This is a genomic window from Herbaspirillum sp. CF444, assembly GCF_000282135.1.
In the GTDB taxonomy this organism is placed as follows: Bacteria; Pseudomonadota; Gammaproteobacteria; order Burkholderiales; family Burkholderiaceae_D; genus Herbaspirillum.
On the sequence record NZ_AKJW01000079.1, the window covers coordinates 35576 to 55417 of the forward strand.

The window sequence follows — 19842 nt, forward strand, 5'->3', positions numbered from 1 at the left end:
GCAACCGGGGCTCAAATACGATGGGTACGACGTTTGCAAGGACTGCTTATTTGCCTGTTTGAGGGATCAGCGTCGAACCACGTTGCCTTGCATATTGCCTTGTATATGAATAATGGCCTGGTGAACCTGATGAATATCCGCATCGTCGATATGCCGATGCGTGACCAGGCGCAAGCTCTTGCGATTGCTTGCACGAACCAGAATGCCATGCGCATGGAAGGCATGCTCCCATTGAGGGGCGCTGTCGGCAGGAACATGAATCTGCAAGATATTGGTGTGCGGCGCGTCCGTATTGACCAACTCCGGAGCGGAAGCACGCAGCAATTCCCACAGATGCCGGGCACGGCGATGGTCATCGGCTAAACGTTCCGTCATTGTCTCCAGCGCGACAAGACCTGCTGCAGCCATGATGCCGGCTTGTCGCAAACCGCCGCCTACCATGCGTCGGAAGACTCGGGCGCGACTGATGAAATCAGCCGAGCCTGTCAATACGGAGCCCATCGGTGCACCGAGACCTTTCGACAGGCATAAGCTGACGCTGTCTCCATGCGCACAAATCGTCGAGAGCGGCACGCCGAGGGCAATTGCGGCATTGAACGCGCGGGCACCGTCAATGTGGACCGGCACCTTGGCAGCGCGGGCCATGTCGGCTACCTGTTGCAGATAGGCCAGGCTGGGGACATAACCGCCGGAATGATTGTGGCTGGTTTCGACGGCGATCATTGCGGTCGGCAATCCATAGCGGGAAAAGGCCGGACGGATCGATTCGCGCAAGGCATCGAGCTGCATTTCTCCCTTGTGAGACGGAATGCGGACGCAGAACAAACCGGCCAGATGCGACAGGCCGCCGGCTTCCGAGCGGGCCATATGGGATTGTTCGTCGACCAGGGCTTCGCCGCGCTCGCGCGCATGCGCCAGGGTCGCGATCACATTGCCCATCGTGCCGCTGACGACGAATAAGGCATCCTTCTTGCCGCTCAGTTCGGCTGCGCGAATTTCCAGGCGGCGCACCGTGGGATCACCTTCCAGGGTGTCGTCATTGAGCGTGGCGAAGCGCATCGCCTCCAGCATTTCATGCGTCGGTCGCGTCACCGTATCGCTGCGTAAATCGATCATGCGAATTCCTTGGGATTGGTGTTTTCTGCGGACATGGTTGCAGATGCTGCAGATGCTTCGTCAATGACGGCATCGGCCGCTACATAAGGAACGCCGGCCAACTTCATGACCAGCTTGATTGCGACCGTATTGCTGAATACATTGATTGCGGTGCGCCCCATGTCGAGAAAGGCGTCGACGCCTGCGATCAGCGCCAATGCTTCAACCGGAATGCCTATTGTCGTCAGTACCATGGCAATCGCGACCAGGCCGCCCGACGGCACGTTCGCGCTGCCTTTGCTGGCCAGCGTGGTAACGATGATGATCGACAGCAGCGTGTGCCAGTCCAGCGGAATATGATAAGCATCCGCGAGATAGCCGACCGCCAGGGCGAAATACATGATGGATCCATCGCGATTGAAGGCGTAGCCGAGCGGCAGTACGACCGACGCGATCGCTTTGGGAACGCCCATGCCGACCAGTTTTTCCATGTGCAGCGGCAATGTCGCTTCCGATGAGCGTGTAGTGAACGCCAGGATCATTGGCTCACCGATATCGCGGGTGACTTTGAACGGCTTTTCACCAATGGCTTTGAGCAGTCCCCAAAAAATCACCAGCAACACCGCCAGCCCGAGATACATCACGCCGACCAGTTTGACCAGGGAGACAATGGTGCCGATTCCTTGTGTCGCGAATAGCCAGGCGATGATCGCAAAGATCGCAATCGGCGAGAGCGCAATGATCCAGCCGGTCAATTTGAAGATGGCGCCCATCAGCGCATCCAGCATGTCAATCAGCGGTTTGGCGCGGGGACCTATCGAAGCCAGCGCCATACCCAGCAATACGGAAAACACAAGCACCGGCAACAAGTTGCTGCCGCTCATGGCTGTCACGACATTGGAAGGGATCATCTCCAGGAAGAACTTGGTCCAGTCAACGGTCGCGTTGATGTCTTTGGGGATCTTGGCCGTCAGTGCCAGATTGGCGTCAAGTCCTGGACGAAAAAGATAGTTCAGCGCCAGCCCGATGCAGATGGAAATGATGGTGGCAACGAAAAAGTACACCATGCTGATTGCCGACACTTTGCCCAGTTGTCTGGCCTGGTTGCCCATTTGATAGATACCCAGGGTGATGGCGGTGAAGACCAGCGGCACCACAATCATCTTGATTGCCTGGACAAAAGCAGTACCTACCGGCTGCAAAGTCTGTGCCAGATGCGGCGTCAGAAATCCGAACAACATTCCCAGCGCAAGGCCGAGCAGCATTTGGAAAGGCAGGGGAATGAAGCGCTTGGCACGAGATTGCGGCATGACGAACTCCAGACGAGAGAAAAGATCAATGGGGCCGCGCGCGCTTTAATTCAAAGTGCCGGCGGGGGTTAGCACTCGCAGGCGGACCTGCAAGGCACGACTCAGATGCTCCCAGACGCGACGCTGCGCTTCAGCGGGTTGGCGTGCTTCGATGGCGGCATAAATTTCCAGATGTTCCAGCACCGCCGCGCGCGTGCGTTCAGCGTCATAGCCATCAACCTTTTGCAGGGCCAGGCCGTTTTGGACACGCAAGTTGCGATAGAACTCGTGCAGTCGTTGATTATTGGCGGCGCGGAACATCGCTTCGTGAAATTCCCATCCGACTTTTTGCGCCAGGGCCACGTCGAGTCGCCCTTGCCGGTCTTCTTCCGCGATGCGCAACAGATCTGCGGCACAGCGGCGCAACTCATCGGTGAGGCCGCGTTCCGCGGCCAAGAAAGCCGCCATGCCTTCCAGGGCCAGGCGGGTTTCGTGAATCTCACGCAGATCGTCGATGGACAACTGCCGCACGAAAGTGCCACGCATGGGGGATATCTCGAGCAAGCCATCCCGCGCCAACGCCTTGATGGCTTCGCGCACCGGCGTGCGGCCGATGCCGAGGCTTTCCGAAAGGCCGCGTTCGGACAAGGGCGAGCCGGCCGCAAGAGTGCCCGAAACAATCATTTCATGGATTTTCTCGTAGGCAACGTCTCGGCTGGAGGTCATGGCAGCAGTGGATTTCATGTTGGAATAATACTGGTATACCAGTGGTGTGGCAATTATTTAAAGCAGGTTGATTTTCGGCCCTTAAATAAATATTTGCGATGGGAGATATTTCAGCGCTTCCTGATTGGAGAGGGGACATCCCGCGAGTCAATCAACAGATTGACGCAATCTCCATCAATTCAACAACAAAGCTTAACGAAGCTCCATTAGCCTTAATTGCCCTTGATTGCCGCACCATCGGCAGTCGTTTTTCTATTCAGTTCAACTAGCCGATCACTCGAACGGAACGAAGCAAGGACAAAGAGTCAAAGATGAATCAACTTTTCAGAACATTCGCTTTTCGGGTATTGGCAATGGCAGCTTTGTCAGTTTTTTGGAGCGGATATGGCAAAGAATCTGTTGCACTCGCTGCCGAGGTTCCCACCATGAGTTCCAATGCTCCTCCTGAATATGCATTGGTATGGTCGGATGAATTCGAGACCGATGGTTTGCCGGATCAAAGTAAATGGCGCTATGACACTGAAGCGAATGCAACGGGTTGGTATAACCATGAATTGCAATACTATGCCAAAGCGCGTTTGGAGAATTCCCGCGTCAGCAACGGCAAGCTGATTATTACGGCACGCAAGGAATCGCTAACGACCGCATCAGACTATGGCGGCCAAGAATATACGTCGGCCCGGTTGACTACGCGTGGCAAGGCGAGTTGGACTTATGGCTTCTTTGAGATACGCGCAAAATTGCCGTGCGGGATAGGTACCTGGCCCGCCATCTGGATGCTGGGTACTGCTAACGTTCCCCATCCCGCCAATGGCGAAATCGACATCATGGAGCAAGTCGGGAAAAATCCGACGTCCATTGAGGGAACGATATATACAGCATCGACCGGCCAAAATTTGGGAGGAAAAAGCGGCTCGATTCAAATTGCGGATGCGTGTACGGCTTTTCATGATTATCAATTGACCTGGACGGAGGATAGCTTGGTAATAGGCGTGGATAACAATGCCTATTTCACCTATGCAAACCCCAAATCGGGAGTAGCCGAATGGCCTTTCGACGCTCCTCAATACATGCTTCTCAATCTGGCTATTGGCGGTGATATGGCCGGACCGGTTGACGATAGTATTTTTCCGGTTCAGATGGAAATCGAACATATCAGGGTCTATCAAAAACCTCAGCAATGAGTTGCAGCATGTCCATTTTTCCAGGGGGAAGAGCGCGAGTGAATGTCTCATCTCAGTGGGTGGATTCAGATCAGCAAGTGCAACACTCCCGGAAACGGAATCGACCGGATCCAGGAAACAAAAACGCAGCCTCCAGCATATTTGCCTTCAGAACTGCCTCCCCTGGTGAGTGATCCCCTGAGGCAGGCCCAAGGCCAGGCGATGAAGTTATACGCTTGTCGAGCCTTCTCAGCAGGGACCTCTTGCCGGCAACAGGTCCCTATCGGCGGCATAGCCCGCCATGCAAGACACGGGTCCGCCGCGCGCCAGCCAATCCCTGGCGGAATGCAGGGCCCCAAGAGTTCACTCCAAGAATTGACCCCTGTATGGAACGCCATTCTGCTGATGGCCATCAGCAAGAGATCGGCGTGATCAACATGGCGCTGCCGGGCATTATTCGATGCCGGCTGCCTTCGCGATCTGGTCTGCTCGTAGCACCTGGGTGTGATGACAACGGCGTGCGAAAACCAAAAGAAAAAGTGCGGTAATGAGATGAAGGTAAAATAAAGCCCGTTTTGCGGATGTCGCCTGATCAAAGCAAAAACGATAGCGGCTCTGATAGCGGCTCTATAAAGCATGGTTTTGGAAGGGAATTCGACCGGACGATCGTCTCGGCGTCAGCGGTGTGGTGGCGTGGAACCGTATTGCCAAAAGAACGGCACAGGCGCATTTGTGCAGTCACCGTTATTACAGGTTTTTCACGGATCCCATCGATTGAGACCGAGAGCAAGCATATGGGAGAAATGACATTGTGACTACATCATCAATTACTGCCAATCATATCGAAGCCATTTTTATTGAATACCATAGCTGGTTGCGAACGCGTCTTCGACGCAGTGTCGGCGACGCGTTTGCGGCCGAAGATGTCGCCGCTGAAACGTTCACGCAATTGCTGGCGGCTCCGGTTACGCAGCATATTCGCGAACCCAAAGCATTGTTGACCACGATCTCGCAGCGCATCGTCTATGAAATGTGGCGTCGTCGTGATCTGGAAGAGGCGTGCTTGCAAGCGCTGGCGCATGGCAGCAGCGACCAGTATGCAATTTCGCCGGAAGATCAGATGCTGTTGCTCGAAGCATTGCGCGCCATGGATCGCGCGCTGGCCGGGCTGTCGTCGCGTGAACGCATGGCGTTCCTGTTATACAAACTGGATGATCTGACCTATCCGGAGATTGCGGCGCAACTGGACGTTTCGCCGAGCGTGGCCAGAAGATACGTCGCCAAAGGACTCTTGCAGTGCTATAAGGCCTCCGGCTTTACGCCCCTGGCTTGAGTGTTGACATGAGCGAAGAAAAAATCGTGGAACAAGCGATTGAATGGATGCTCCAGCTGGAGTTGCCCACGGTTTCCGATGCAGATCGCGCGGCTTTTGAGCAATGGCGTACTGCCGATCCCCGCCACGAACTTGCCTATGCCAATCTGACGCAGTCGGTGCACCAGTTTGACGTGCCTCGCCGGCTAGGTGCGACAACAGAGGTATTGCGCACTACGCTGCAACAACAAAAGGATCGCCGCAAAACGCTGCGGCGCATTGCCGTTCTGGCCGGCCTGGGCGTTGGCGCCGGCGCATTGATCAATCAATTTACGCCGATCCGCGGCATCAGCGCCGACCTGCATACGGGTACCGGCGAGCGTCAGACCTACACCCTGGCGGATGGCAGCGTCGTGACATTGAACGCGCGCAGTTCCGCCGACCAGTGGATCGACCAGAGCCGCCGGCTGATCAGGCTGTTGAGCGGCGAATTGCAGATCCGGGTCGCGGCGCAAGCCCTGCGCCCATTTTCGATAGAAACCGTGCACGGCAGTACCGGCACGCAAAGCGGCATGCTGTTGATTCGCGCTCTGGCAGAGCGCACGGAAGTGGTTTCCTTGCAGGCGTTTGCCGACCTGGCGACGCTCAAGGGGCAAAGCGCGCGATTGCAGCCGGGTCAGCATACGTGGTTCACCGAGGATTCCGTCGCCTCGATCCAGGCCAATCGCGGTACTGAAAGTTCATGGGTTGACGGCTATTACACGGCGTTCGACGCGCCGCTGATGGAGGTGGTCGGCGCCTTGCGCCCCTATCGCAAAGGGGTGATCCGGCTCGAACCTGCCATTGCGCAACTCAGGGTCAGTGGCGCCTTTCCGCTGGATGATACCGATCACGCCCTCACGGCGCTGGCCGCCAGTCTGCCGATTGCCGTCACGCGCGTCACTCCCTATTGGGTCACGATTTCTGCGCTGGGATAGCCGGCCCGTCCAGCCTTTAAAATACCTTCCCATTGCGCTGCGTGACCGACTGGCGTTTGTTCGCCAAGTCTCCAAGCGCGTTGATCAGAGCCGTAAGCAGATCGACAACGACGCCCTTCCTCCGATACGACAATGCGACATCGTTACGCGACAAGAATGTTGATGCCTGTTTTTGCCGCATCGCTGCTGGGAGGTGTCGCTGCGCCGGTGTCGGCGCACCAGCCCGTTGCCGTTGCTGCAACACCTGCCAAAGTCAGCTTCAACATTCCTGCCGATCGGCTGGATCATGTTCTGATCGCGATTGCCAAATCCGTCGGGGGCATCATCCTGTTCGATCCCGCTTTGACGGGGGCGTTGAGATCGCCCGGCGTCCAGGGCAGCTTCACCGTTCAGGATGCGCTGCGCGAGGCAATGAAAGGAAGCGACCTGGAAGCCCGCGCCAATCCCGACGGCTCGTTCGGCGTGCATCGGGTTGCCGCCAAAGCCGCCACGCCGGCTGCGCCGGAGAGTCCTGCGGCATCGGCTTCCTCGTTGGAACTTGCACCTTCCGTTTTGCCGACGGTCGTTATCAGTAACAACAGCGACGTACAAACCAGCCATGGCTATAACGATATCGGTTTCGTCACGCGCACCACCAGATCCGCGACCCGGACTGACACGCCCTTGTCCGAGATTCCTCAGTCGGTCCAGGGGGTCACGGCAGATCTGCTGGAGAGGCAGCAGGCGCAATCGGTCGTCGATGCCTTGCGCAACGCCAGCTCGGTCGCCTTCGAGCGCGGCAGTGGCGTGGACCAGGCGGGCACCCTCTATGTGCGCGGTTTTGTCGCTCCTGTCATGAAGAATGGCGTGGCAGACCTGGTTTCTTTGACAAACGTAACCAACGGCCGGGTAGCGGGATCGCGTTCGATTACTTCGCTGGATACGCCAATAGCGGCAATTGAACGCGTGGAAGTACTGGGCGGAGCCGACTCCATCATCGCCGGCGGCCCGATGGAGCCTGGTGGCGTCGTGAATATCCTGACCAAGCGGCCGCAGGCGGATGCAGTCAGGGAGCTGACGCTGGAAATAGGCAACGACGGGCACCGGCGCACGGCGCTCGATCTGGCGGGCAGCTTGTCGGCCGATCAAATCTGGACTTATCGTACCGTTGTTTCCGCTACGCATGATGCGCGCACATTCGACGGCTATGACGGCGCCCGCGAATTCTATCTTGCACCGTCGATAGGATATCGACACGACGGTACATCGCTGGTGGCAGGGGCAAGTCACCAACTCGCGCGTGCGCCGTTCGGTGGTTACCAGAATGCGCAATTGACCGACCAGGGGCCCGGCCCGAATATTCGCACTTCACCATGGGGGCGTGCCGACGACCACAGCTACGCGGCAAAAACCGAGGTTTTCTACGATCTGGAACAACGCCTGGGAGAGGGCTGGGCATTTCTCAGCAAGGCGCAGTTTGCCAAGTTGCGCTACGACTCGACAGGATACGTATCCTGCTTGCCCTCTGACCTGGGCGCGACCACCGGAGTTTGTTTGCCCGATCAATCGACGCTCACCAGCTACAGCCGGTACATGGAAGCCAGCGTACGGGGGAAATTTCAAACCGGTTCGTTGCAACATACGATGCTGGTCGGAATGAGTTATCGCCAGACCAGGCTGGGATCCTATAACGATCTCGATTCCCCGGACGCGGTTGACGTACCCTGGCCGCCGTCCGGGATGCAGCTGCCACCCGTCACGGGAGCGAAAAGCCTCATCGCCACCGACGACACCATTTACTCCAGCAATGTCTTTTTGCAGGATCAGATGACATGGCGGCGCTGGCATATGCTGGTCAATGTGGGCTACGAGCAGGAACGAAACAATTTTTCTCTCGACGTCGATCGTAATGGCGTAGAACGCGATACCTCGCCGCCCAGAAATTCTCCGGTGTATAACCTTGGCATTGCCTACCGGCTTGGCGAGCGTGCGACGCTATATGCGAATGCTTTCCGCAGTTTTACGCCGGGAAACAGAGTTCTCGACGCGACCCTCAATGGCGGACCGCCCGGCACGATTGTCGCCCCTCCGACGACCGGCAAGTCCGTTGAAATCGGTCTGAAGCTGAACCTGCTGGATAATCGCGCGACATTCTCCGCCGCACTCTACCGGGCCACGCATACCAACGTTTTGCAGCCTACCAGTGTGCAGCAGACGACATCGTCCTTTGTGGATTATGTGCTGCTGCCGTCCACGATCAGTCGCGGAGTCGAGTTGAACATCGCCGGACGACTGATGGCCGGCTGGAATCTGACCGCCAGTTACAGCTATATTGCCTTTCAATATGCCAAGCCTCCGGGCGAGGATCCGCAACTGTCGCAATTTCCCCGGCATCGGGCCAGCCTGTGGAGCACCTACGATTTTCAGGCGGAAGGCTGGCGCGGCTGGGGCGTGGGCCTCGGCCTCACCATGCGCAGCGGATATCAGGCATTTAGTGAAACCGATACGCTGGTGCGTTTGGCAGGTCAGACGCGCACCGACGCCAGCATCTACTACCGATCCCGGCATGGCAGAACGACGCTGGGTATCAAAAATCTCTTCAATCGCCGTCTTTATAGCGATTTCTCGGCATCGACGGTGGGGGTAGAGCCGCGCCGCACACTTCTGCTGACGAACATCTCCGAGTTTTGACGGCAGCGGATGAGTCCGCCTATGGGGAAATTCGCGCAGAAAAGACCGGAATAAAAATAATTTGTAACAGGCCGTCATTTTGTCCGTCTCGTTGCACATACAAAGTAGAAAGCTTCTCCGAACTTCTCTTTGCATGAGTTGACGATGTATTACAAATACACTTCCTGGCCGTTTCTGCTTCACGTTGCACTCTTGCCCCTGGCGCTGGAAAGCGCCGGGTCGTTGTGGGTGTGTTGCGCAATCTCCGTACTCGCGCTGGCTTTTTATGCGGCCCTCCATTACTCCAGGTGGGCGTTGCACCAGGCATCTGTGCTGACAGCGACGATCTCTCGCAAGCGTCGCCTGCACGGCAAGATGCTGTTTGTCGCCCGCAAAGAGAGCATGCCGGATAACGCTGCTTCGACAACGGGGGCGCAGCACCGGTACTACGGCTTGAATGGCGCCGGCGGCGTCAGCCGTGGCGCCCCCGTCAAACTGTTGACATGCCTGGCGCACGACCGCCCCGGACTGGCGCTGCTGGTAAAAAAGATCAAGCTCGTCGCCAGAGGCATTTTTCACTTCCGACGGACGCAGCGATGGCTGGCTTATTGGAATTCGACACCGATGCGCGTCGAATTGGCAAGGGCGATGCCCAAGCTATTGCCGAAAATCTACCGCCCTTACCAATCACTGCGTTTGCGCGGTCGGGACCGGATCGATGTCCTGATCAGCCACTATGACTTCATCTGCCGGCATGGGCTTGAACCGCTGGTATTGAGTGCGACAAGGTCGCCGGCGTTGCTCGGCAGCTTTGCCGGAAAATCCGGAGCTGTCTATGAGTTGCGCTTGTCCGCCGCTTCCCCGCTTGAACGGGAGGGCGAATTGATCTTGCAGCTGTATTGCGACCAACGGCCTCTGTTCTCCATTGCCTTCACGTTCTACAACAGTGATTTGCACTGGTGTGTCGGCATCGGCTGTTTGCAAGGGCCGAAAGGCTGCGATGCACAGGGACGTGTCCGCAACGCCACCCGCGACATGTTCGGCCTGCGACCAAAAGCACTGATGCTGCGTTTGGCGCAAGAGCTTGGCCGTACTTGCGGATGCAAAAAGGCGATCCTGGTCGGGAATCGGAATCGCGTTCTGGTCCGCCAGATACGAACCGGGAAGCTGCTTGCCGACTACGACGATTTTTGGCGGGAGATGGGGGCCATGCGCCGCCCCGACGGGGACTACCAGATCTCTTGCGAAAACATCCGCCTTTCCAATCCTATGGATGTTCCTTCTCACAAACGTTCGGAAACGAGAAAGCGCATCTCTTTGACGGACCGTGCGATCGAAGCGGTACTCCTTGGTTTCAACAGGGTTTGACGACATGAATCCACTCGTGCTCGTCGCGGAAAGCAGTTCCGAAATTGCCCATGTTTTGTGCGCCCATCTCGAGCGCGAAGGCTTGCGGGCGATCGTCGCGGTAGATGGCCAGCTTGCGATCGATCTCTATTATTCGTCGCACCCGGATATTGTCTTGCTCGACCTCAAGATGCCTCGCGTCAGCGGCTTCTCCGTGTTGACGGCACTGCGTGAAGCCGGCGACACCCCGGTGATTGTGGTGAGTCATCAAGACGATGTGCCGAGCAAGATTCAGGCTTTGCATATCGGCGCAGACGATTATGTCGTGAAGCCCTTCAATGGGTTGGAGATCGTCGGACGCGTCAAGGCTGTTTTGCGGAGAGTGCGCAATGTGATCCATGCCTCCGTGCTGCGCGTCAACGATGTGGAAATAGATCTGGTATCGCACATGGTCATTGTGGGAAGGAGAGAACAGCCGTCAAGGCTGGATTTGACGCTGACCGAATTCCGCATCCTTGCCTACATGGCGCATTTTCCGACCAAAGCCTTTACGCGCACAGAACTTGTCAATGCCTGCATTCCCGAGGGCGATGCATTGGAGCGGGCCATCGACGGCCACGCCAGCAAACTCCGGCAAAAACTGAAGATTGCCGGCATCGATGGATTCCTCGAGAGCGTACGAGGCGTCGGTTACCGGCTCGTGCAAGTTCAATGAAGCAATCCGTGACGCTGGGGCAAAAGCTGGTCTTGTACATGGCCGGCGCCACCGGCCTGGCGCTGGTCGGGCTGAGCGCCGGCATGTTTCTGTTCTATTGGATTGAATTCGAATTTTTGGCAGATGCGGCGAAGGAAGCGCCATGGCCGGAACCCATCGAATGGGTAGTCATGTTTGCGCTATGGATTCTGGGCCTTCTGGGTTCTGCGCTGACCGCCATCTATTTCGGAAGAAAGCTGATTCTCCCGCTCAATAGCGTGGCCTCCGCGGCCAGACTGATTGCTACCGGGGATTTAAGCGCGCGCGCGAGTTCGCATCCGGAGAGTGCGACGTTCAAGGAAACCCAGCATCTGGTCGCCGACTTCAACACGATGGCGCATCAACTTGAGCTCAGCAGAAGCAACATGCGGACCTGGCACATGGTGATCTCGCATGAATTGCGCACGCCGTTGACGGTCTTGCGCGGGAGATTGCAGGGACTCGCCGACGGCATCTTTGCGCCGGACCCGAAATTGTTTTCCACCTTGATCGACCAGGTCGAAAGCCTGACGCGCATCGTCGACGATCTCGGCACCGTTGCCCGGACGGACAACGGTCATCTGGAATTGCTGCGTGAGTTCATCGATATGAGCAAGGAAGTGCAATCGGTAGTTTCAGCGGCAAGCCCCGTGTGTACGGAAGCAGGGCTGAAAATTGAAGAGAAGCTGGCGCCGGTGATGTTGTTTGCCGATGGTGCGCGCATACGCCAGATCCTGCTTGCACTGCTGGACAACGCCAGGCGCTATGCATCGCCCGGCAGGGTGTGGGTGGAAACCCTGTCGCACCGGCACTACGCCATATTGAGAGTCACCGATGAAGGGCCGGGTCTCCCCGATGAGGCCGGCTCATCCGTGTTCGATCCTTTCTGGCGCGGCCAGCATTCCGGCACGGCCGTGGGCGGCAGCAGCGGCATCGGACTGGGGCTGTCGATCGTGCAGGCGATCGCCCGCTGCCATGGAGGAGAAGCCTTCGCACGCAACGCCCCTGGGGGCGGTGCCGTATTTGAAGTTCACTTTCCTCAATACACCAGGCAATAGATTCAAGCGGTCCGGTCTCGTGCGCCGATTCTGTGCTCCATTCGTATCGCTCGATCAACATGAGCGGCATGAGCGACATGTCGAAAGATCACGCAACGCACATGCCGGCAGCACGGAATCTCCACACAACGGCGAGATACTGCCTCCGGTCCTGGAAGAGGGGTGATGGGCGGTGGCGGGTGCGCGCCGGCACTGGCGGCGCAAAGAAATTATTCGCATCAGATGTTTGTAATTTGTTCGCATCAACAATCCGCAGGCGAAGTCGGCTTCACTTGCGCAACTTTGACTTTGATCCTTCGAGTGCTCATCAGAAATTAGGGGAAATGCAATGCCATCCGTCATCAATACTAATCTTGCCTCACTCAATACCCAGCGAAACCTGGGAATCTCGCAATCCTCGCTGTCCACGTCGATTCAACGCTTGTCATCGGGTCTGCGTGTCAACAGCGCAAAGGATGACGCAGCGGGCCTGGCGATTGCCGACCGCATGACCTCGCAGGTCAAAGGCCTGGCAGTGGCGCAACGCAACGCCAACGACGGTATTTCCCTGGCGCAGACGGCGGAAGGCGCGTTGAGTACCGTTACCGACAACCTGCAACGCATGCGCGAGCTGGCGGTCCAGGCGTCGAACGGTTCGAACAGCGCGCAAGACCGCAAGACGCTGAATGACGAATACAAGCAATTGTCGGGCGAAGTTTTCCGTGTCCTGAACGGTACCACCTTCAATGGCCAGAGCCTGTTCACCGGTATCGGCTCGGGCGCCAGCGCCGGTACGGGCTCCGACGTGGCCAACGTTTCGGCTTCGCTGACGCTGAGCTTCCAGGTCGGCGCCAATGTGGTCGACAACAAGCGCAATGACCAGATCAGTATTTCGTTGTCCGATCTGTCCAACGACAGCACCATCGCCAGCGTGATCGGCACCAGCGCCAAAGGCCTGATCGGTCTGGGCAACACAACCGCGGTTGATGCCGCCCAGGTGACATACACCTCGGCCAAGGCTGCGCTGGACAATCTGTTCGCAACCGGTTCGACCATGACGGCAACTGCACTGGCATCTTCCGCGGTGACGTTGCAATCGGCGATCGACACGGCAAAACTGACTCTGGACAAGGCAATCGCCGATCCGTCGGCGCTAAGCGATGCGCAAAAGGCGATCAAGAACCTGGACCAGGCGATCAACCTGATCTCGTCCAAGCGCGCGGAGTTCGGCGCGGTTCAGAACCGCTTCAGCGCCGTCATCAGCAACTTGCAGATTTCGAGCGAAAACATCACCGCATCGCGCAGCCGCATCATGGATACCGACTACGCGGCAGAAACGGCGAACCTCACGCGTGCGCAGATTCTGCAACAAGCGGGGACAAGCATGTTGTCTCAAGCGAACGCCGCTCCGCAAAGCGTGCTGTCGTTGCTGAAGTAATGATGGAAATCGGCAGGCAACGCGCTCGGCTTGCCTGTCTTTTCATTGAATGCCGTCTCGGAACAATGCGCCGAAAAAAATCCGGATAACCGCAGCGGCAAACTGATCGCCCTTATCGGGGGCATGCAAACTCAGTAAGGGGGAAAAATGGCTATCTCTAGCGGCACCATTTCAACTGCTGCGGGACCTCTCGACGTTCCCGGACTTGTCGCCAAACTGATGGCGGCAGAGAAGGTCGCGCTGGATCCTCTGGCCAGACAGGCGCGCAGCTACAACAGTCTGGTTTCTGCTTACGGCAGTCTTAAAAGCATTGTTTCCACTTATCAGGCCGAACTCAATCGTCTTGCGCCGGCAAGTTTCAGCGCGCTGAAGGCCGCCGTCGCCAATCGCGGCACCGGCACGACGCTCACGACCGAGCCATTCACCGCAGACGTGAATAGCGATGAGTCGACCAAAGTGCTGGCGCAGAAAATTCAGTCGGTCGGATTCCCCAAGTCGCAGATTTTCAACGCCGGGGATTCGCTGGCGATCAAGGTCGGCAGCAATCCGCCTGTCTTTATTACGCTGAAGGCAGACGCGACTCTGGCCGGCGTGCGCGATGCAATTAATGCAGGCAAGACGGGCGTCACGGCAAGTATCGCCTCGGATGGCACGGGCGACCATCTGGTGTTGGAATCCAACACTGCCGGTACGGCAAACACGATCAGGATTCAAGCCAACAATACGCTGTCCGGTTTGAACTACGATCCTTCCAGATCGATTCCGAGCACCATGAGCCAGATCCAGGCGCCGCGGGACGCCACGGTCGCTGCGGCCGGCAGCTACACAATCGCGGTATCCCAGTTGGCGCAGGCGCAAAAGATCACATCTGCAGGTTTTCCGGCGAATGCCGCGTTTGACGGCGGCATTCTCGCGATCAAAACCGGCAATGGTTCCACTGCCATCATCAAGCCTGTAACGAACACATTGGCCGGCGTTCGCGATGCGATCAATTCCAGCAATGCCGGGGTCAGCGCAAGTATTGTGAACGACGGCACTTCTTCGCACCTGGTCATGACGGCGAAAGAGAGCGGAAAGACCAATTCCATCCGCGTCACGGGAACAGGAAGCTATGCGTCTCTCTCTTTCGACCCAAGCGGAAAGTACACCTCCGCCGGCGTGCCGCCGGGCCAGACCTTTGATGCCGGCACCGGTGCATTGACGTTGAAGGTAGGCGGCACAACGACCAGCATCCCTCTGAACGGTGCCGGCCGGACGCTGCAACATGTGCGCGACGCCATCAACACGGCCAATGCCGGCGTCATGGCGAGCATTGCGAACGACGGCGCCGCCGATCATCTGGTGTTGACGCCTTCAGGCGGCAGCGCGACCAGCCCTGTTGCCTTGATGGGAACGGGAGATTTTTCCAGTCTCGGCGGCAGCATGATGGGGCAGTTGGCGGCCGCCCAGGATGCCAGGTTAAGCATTGACGGCGTTGCTGTCGACAGCGCGTCAAACAAGGTGGCCAACGCAATTGCCGGCGTGACGCTGAACCTGAGCAAAGTCACCACTGCATCGGACAACTTTGCGCTGACAGTTTCGCACGATACGAGCGCCATCACGACTTCGGCGACGACGTTCGTCTCTGCCTACAACGCGCTTGTCAAGGCCGTCAAAGGCTTGACGCTGCAGACTCCGTCCAGGACACCGGGGCAAGCCGGCACGTCGTCGCCACTGGCAGCCGACTCGTCGACCAGAAACCTGATCACGCAGTTGCGCAGCATTTTGCTCGGCAAGGTCGACGGCGGCAATGGCATCAACAGCCTGTCGGACGTGGGAATCAGTTTTCAAAAGGACGGCACGCTTGCGCTGGACTCCGCAAAATTAAATGCGGCAGTGAAAAATAACCTGGCAGGTGTCGAGAATCTGTTCGCGTCGGCAGCGACGGTGACGGCAGGCATAGCCGGCAATACCAAAACAGCCGCCTCCGGTGCCGGCGGCATTCTGGTCAAACTGCAGAAATTGCTGAATGGCGCCTTGGGGGACGGCGGCGTCATCGATGTCAGGACCAAAGGCATGCAAGCAAGCTTGAAGATCAATACGGATCGCCAGACTATCGTGCAGAACAGGCTGAACAGTCTGGAAGATCAATATACGAAAAGATTTAACCACCTTAACCGCACGCTATCAAGCATGACGGCAACGCAGAATTACCTGACGCAACAACTGTCGAGATTATCGAGGGCTTCTAATTGATGTGCCGTGCACAGTGCGAAATGCACGGGGATTGCGCTGCATGCGGTGAACATCGGTCAGCCGAATCGAGCCGGTTTCATCTCCATTCTTCGAATTACCAATCGCTTCCCATACAAGGAAAATAACATGAGTTTTCAGCAAGGTCTGAGCGGTTTGCACGGCGCTTCCAAACATCTGGACGTGATCGGCAACAACGTTGCCAATGCCGGCACGGTAGGCTTTAAATCGGCACACGCCCAGTTCGCCGACATGTACGCCAATTCGATGAATCGTTCCGGCAATTCGCCGGTTGGCATCGGTGTCGCCGTACCCAACGTGCAGCAGGCATTCACCCAGGGTAACGTCACGACGACCAATAACCCGCTCGATATCGCCATCAACGGCGACGGTTTCTTCCGCATGCAACGCAATCTGGCGGATACGTCGCCGCTGTACGGCCGCAACGGGCAATTTCAGTTGGATAAAAACGGCTACATCGTCAATCCCAGCGAAAAGGGCGCCTATCTGACCGGTTGGCTGGGCACTGCCATCGGGGGCGATCCGGTCCCGTTGAAGATCGATACATCAAACATACCTGCGACGGCGACCACGGCGGTGACGACGAAACTCAATCTGGATTCGCGCAAGACCGGCATCGCACCGGCGACAAAACCGTTCAACGCGACCGACCCGACGACCTACAACAACACGACCGGCGTGACGACCTATGACAGCCTGGGCAATAGTTACAACGTCCAGACCTACTATGTCAAAAACGCGACGACGTCGACCGCCACGGCAACCAACTGGGATGTCTACGCCACGATCAATGGCGTGCCTTACCCAACGGCGGCGACGCAAGCGAAAGTCGGGACGCTGACATTCGACAATGCCGGCGTTCTGACGAGCGCCCAACCGGCCGGCACGCTCACGGCTGCGAATCTGAACGCCAACAACGTCAAGCCGGGAGCGACCTTCGCGGCTGGTATTACGCTGGATTACAGCGGCACCACGCAAACCGGCCAGGCATTCACGCCGGTCGCACAATCGCAGAATGGCAAGGCGCCGGGGGTGCTTTCCAGTTTTTCCATTGGCAAGGACGGACAGATTATCGGTAGCTATTCCAACGGCGACGCCAAGACTTTGGGACAAGTGCTGCTGGTGAATTTCGCCAATCCCAACGGCCTGCAACCGTTGGGAAACAACCTGTATGCGGCCGGCGCGGCGGCCGGCGAGCCATTGCTGGGGACGCCGGCCACCGGACGCCTGGGCACGTTGCAGGCGCGCGCAGTGGAGGACTCCAATGTCGATCTGACGACCGAACTGGTCAACATGATCGTTGCGCAACGCGTCTACCAGGCCAACTCCCAGACCATCAAGGTGCAGGATACCGTCCTGCAAAGCTTGATCAGCCTGCGCTAGATCCGGACGACATCCTGAAGCAGGAATGGCATGAGCACCAATATTTTTAGTATCGGACGGAGTGCGCTTGCCGCAGCCCAGGCTGCGCAGGCGACAACCAGCCATAATATTTCCAATGCGACTGTCGCCGGCTACAGCCGTCAGGTTGCGGTGCAAAGTACTGCCGGTGGTATTAACTATGGCTATGGTTTTGTCGGGCAAGGTACCCAGGTCACGGAAATCAAGCGCATCTATAACGATTTCCTGAATAAACAAGTCATTGCGGCGACGACGGGAACCAGCGCGCTGGATGCATACCATGCCCAGATTCGCCAGCTCGACAATATGGTTGCAGATACGGCTGCGGGCTTGTCGCCGGCTTTGCAGGATTTTTTCAAGTCGATGCATAATCTGGCGTCGCTGCCGGGCAATGCGGCAGCTCGTCAGTCGGTACTGTCGGCTGGTCAGACTTTAGCGGCAAGGTTTCACAGCCTGGACGAGCAGATGGCGCAAAGCCGCACCAGTATCAACGGCCAGATCGCGTCGAGCGTCGGAACCATCAATTCCTATGCCGCGCAGATAGACGAGTTGAACAAGGCGATCATGAAGGTATCCGGCGCCAACGGCGCCGCACCCAACGATCTTCTTGACCAGCGTGATCAGGTCGTTTCCGCGCTGAACAAAATCGTCCAGGTCACGACCTTGCCGCAGAATAACGGCACCCTGAGCGTCTTCATCGCGAACGGCCAGCCGCTGGTGCTTGGCAGTCAGGTGTCGACGCTGGTGTCGACACCGGCCGCCACCGACCCGACGCGTCTGCAGGTATCCCTCAAGAACAACGGCAGCAGCATTCCGATCCCGGATACGGCCTTTGGAGGAGGTAGCCTGGGCGGGATCATGTCCTATCGCACGGAGATCCTGGACGTGGCCCAGAATACCCTCGGCCGCGTGGCGATTGCGCTGGCGACGCAATTCAACGCGCAACACAAGCTGGGCCAGGATCAGAACGGCGCCCTGGGCACGGATTTTTTCACCGTCGGCGTTCCGCAGGTCAACGGCGCGCCTGGAAATTCTGCGGCTGCGGCGGTGACGGCGACGATATCGGATTCATCCAAGCTGACCGCCAGCGACTACAAGCTTGCTTATGACGGCACGAGGTACACGATCACGCGTGTCTCCGATGGCAATGCCACTACCATCACGCCGCCGGGAGCTGCCTTTCCGGTCACGCTGGACGGAGTCACTTATTCCGCACCGACGATGGCTGCCGGCGACAGCTTCCTCATCAAGCCAAGCATCAACGGCGCCGCCATGCTGGGCGTCGCCATCACGAATACGCAAAAAATCGCCGCTGCGACACCGGTCATCACATCCATAAATGCCGTTACCGATATGGGGCTCGTGACGACGGGCAATACCGGGACCGGCGCAGTCACGTCGACCAACGTCAACAAGTCGGTGTTTGCGCCTAACTCTACGCAAACATACACCTATGCAGCTGGTGTACCGAATACGCTGGTGCTGACGCCACCAGCTGCCGTTACTGTCACGACCAAGGCCGGCGTCACCACAACGTATGCCGCCGGAGCTGCAATTCCCTATGCTTCCGGCGCAACGTATGGCAGCGGTGGCGTGAGCTTCGTGCTGAGCGGCACGCCAGGCAACGCGGATAAATTCGTCTTTTCGCCCAAGCCTGCCAATACCGGCACCGCGGTCATTTCGCCGGGGACCGTCGATTCCACGTATGCGGGAACGCCATTGGCCGCCGGGACGAAGCTCGGCTTTACCTTCAACTCGAGCGGCAACACGCTGACGCCGACGGCCAATGTCGGCGCGGTGACCGTGAAGCACGCGGACGGCACCACCACGAATTATGCCGCGGGCGCCAATATCGCCATCGCTTCCGGCGACAAGCTGACCACCGGCGGCATCACCTTTGCGATCACCGGCCAGCCGGCGAACGGCGATCAGTTCTACGTCTCGCCGAATACGAATGGCGTCAACGACAATCGCAATGCCCAGGCGTTGAATGCGTTGCAGACGGCAAACACCATCGGCAGCAGTTCCTTCCAGGGATCGTATTCACAAATGGTCAGCATGATCGGCAACAAGACCCATGAGGTCGATATTCTTAACAAGGCCGGAAAAGCCAGGCTGACCGCCATTCAGCAAGAACAGCAATCCGAGTCGGGCGTGAATCAGGATGAAGAACTGGCAAACATGATCAGGAACCAGACAAGTTATCAGGCGGCAGCCAAGATTATCCAGGCGGCCAGCGACATGCTGAATGTCTTGTTTACCCTTGGCCGCTGAAGGCAAGACACGATAGGAAAACAGAGCAACGGCAACAAGCGGCTCATCATGATTAGAACTCATTTCATAAATAGGCGTGAGTGCGAGCTTACCCTGTTTGGGATGAAGTGCAAGGCGCGAATCGGGGTCAAGACTGGGCGTCTTGACC

General features: G+C 57.6%; 15 protein-coding genes. 12 read left to right on the forward strand and 3 right to left on the reverse strand.

Features of this window, described 5'->3' with window-relative positions; genetic code table 11:
• Positions 1 to 66: 66 nt before the first annotated feature.
• The 3 genes from PMI16_RS17980 to PMI16_RS17990 are packed head-to-tail and all read right to left on the reverse strand — an operon-like array spanning position 67 to position 3128.
• Positions 67 to 1116 (reverse strand): threonine aldolase family protein, encoded by a 1050-nt coding sequence (locus tag PMI16_RS17980; protein WP_007882173.1) that lies wholly within the window; start codon positions 1114 to 1116, stop codon positions 67 to 69.
• On the reverse strand, positions 1113 to 2405 hold the full coding sequence (locus PMI16_RS17985; RefSeq protein WP_007882175.1) for a dicarboxylate/amino acid:cation symporter: 1293 nt from the start codon (positions 2403 to 2405) through the stop codon (positions 1113 to 1115). The genes PMI16_RS17980 and PMI16_RS17985 overlap by 4 nt, the downstream gene beginning before the upstream one ends.
• Before the next feature lie 45 nt (positions 2406 to 2450).
• Positions 2451 to 3128 carry a GntR family transcriptional regulator gene (locus tag PMI16_RS17990; protein ID WP_034381162.1) on the reverse strand — a complete coding sequence of 226 codons (678 nt, stop codon included), beginning with the start codon at positions 3126 to 3128 and terminating at the stop codon, positions 2451 to 2453.
• Between the two features lie 293 nt (positions 3129 to 3421).
• On the opposite strand from PMI16_RS17990, the gene PMI16_RS17995 reads away from it, so the two are divergent.
• The 12 genes from PMI16_RS17995 to flgK all read left to right on the forward strand — a co-directional run bounded on the left by PMI16_RS17995 (position 3422) and on the right by flgK (position 19694).
• Positions 3422 to 4294 (forward strand): glycoside hydrolase family 16 protein, encoded by an 873-nt coding sequence (locus PMI16_RS17995; RefSeq protein ID WP_237719888.1) that lies wholly within the window; start codon positions 3422 to 3424, stop codon positions 4292 to 4294.
• Positions 4295 to 4659: 365 nt separating this feature from the next.
• A complete protein-coding gene (locus PMI16_RS26030; RefSeq protein WP_157212689.1) occupies positions 4660 to 4821 on the forward strand; it encodes a hypothetical protein in 162 nt (53 codons plus the stop codon).
• A gap of 263 nt (positions 4822 to 5084) precedes the next feature.
• Positions 5085 to 5606: a sigma-70 family RNA polymerase sigma factor gene (locus tag PMI16_RS18000; protein WP_007882185.1), complete on the forward strand. Its 522-nt coding sequence runs from the start codon at positions 5085 to 5087 to the stop codon at positions 5604 to 5606.
• Between the two features lie 8 nt (positions 5607 to 5614).
• Positions 5615 to 6562, forward strand: coding sequence for a DUF4880 domain-containing protein (locus PMI16_RS18005; protein ID WP_007882186.1), 948 nt, complete (start codon positions 5615 to 5617; stop codon positions 6560 to 6562).
• 156 nt (positions 6563 to 6718) lie between these two features.
• Positions 6719 to 9232: a TonB-dependent siderophore receptor gene (locus PMI16_RS18010; RefSeq protein ID WP_007882191.1), complete on the forward strand. Its 2514-nt coding sequence runs from the start codon at positions 6719 to 6721 to the stop codon at positions 9230 to 9232.
• A 144-nt stretch (positions 9233 to 9376) separates the two neighbouring features.
• Entirely contained in the window at positions 9377 to 10579 is a 1203-nt protein-coding gene (locus PMI16_RS18015; protein ID WP_007882192.1) for a VirK/YbjX family protein, read from the forward strand.
• A 4-nt stretch (positions 10580 to 10583) separates the two neighbouring features.
• Entirely contained in the window at positions 10584 to 11273 is a 690-nt protein-coding gene (locus tag PMI16_RS18020) for a response regulator transcription factor (RefSeq protein ID WP_007882195.1), read from the forward strand.
• Positions 11270 to 12349 (forward strand): sensor histidine kinase, encoded by a 1080-nt coding sequence (locus PMI16_RS18025; RefSeq protein WP_007882196.1) that lies wholly within the window; start codon positions 11270 to 11272, stop codon positions 12347 to 12349. Before PMI16_RS18020 ends, PMI16_RS18025 begins: the two co-directional genes overlap by 4 nt.
• A 328-nt stretch (positions 12350 to 12677) precedes the next feature.
• Entirely contained in the window at positions 12678 to 13766 is a 1089-nt protein-coding gene (locus PMI16_RS18030; protein ID WP_007882197.1) for a flagellin N-terminal helical domain-containing protein, read from the forward strand.
• Positions 13767 to 13913: 147 nt separating this feature from the next.
• Entirely contained in the window at positions 13914 to 16001 is a 2088-nt protein-coding gene (fliD, locus tag PMI16_RS18035) for a flagellar filament capping protein FliD (RefSeq protein WP_007882198.1), read from the forward strand.
• Between the two features lie 126 nt (positions 16002 to 16127).
• On the forward strand, positions 16128 to 17402 hold the full coding sequence (gene flgE / locus PMI16_RS18040; RefSeq protein WP_007882199.1) for a flagellar hook protein FlgE: 1275 nt from the start codon (positions 16128 to 16130) through the stop codon (positions 17400 to 17402).
• A gap of 30 nt (positions 17403 to 17432) precedes the next feature.
• Positions 17433 to 19694: a flagellar hook-associated protein FlgK gene (gene flgK / locus PMI16_RS18045; protein ID WP_007882200.1), complete on the forward strand. Its 2262-nt coding sequence runs from the start codon at positions 17433 to 17435 to the stop codon at positions 19692 to 19694.
• Positions 19695 to 19842 lie beyond the last annotated feature (148 nt).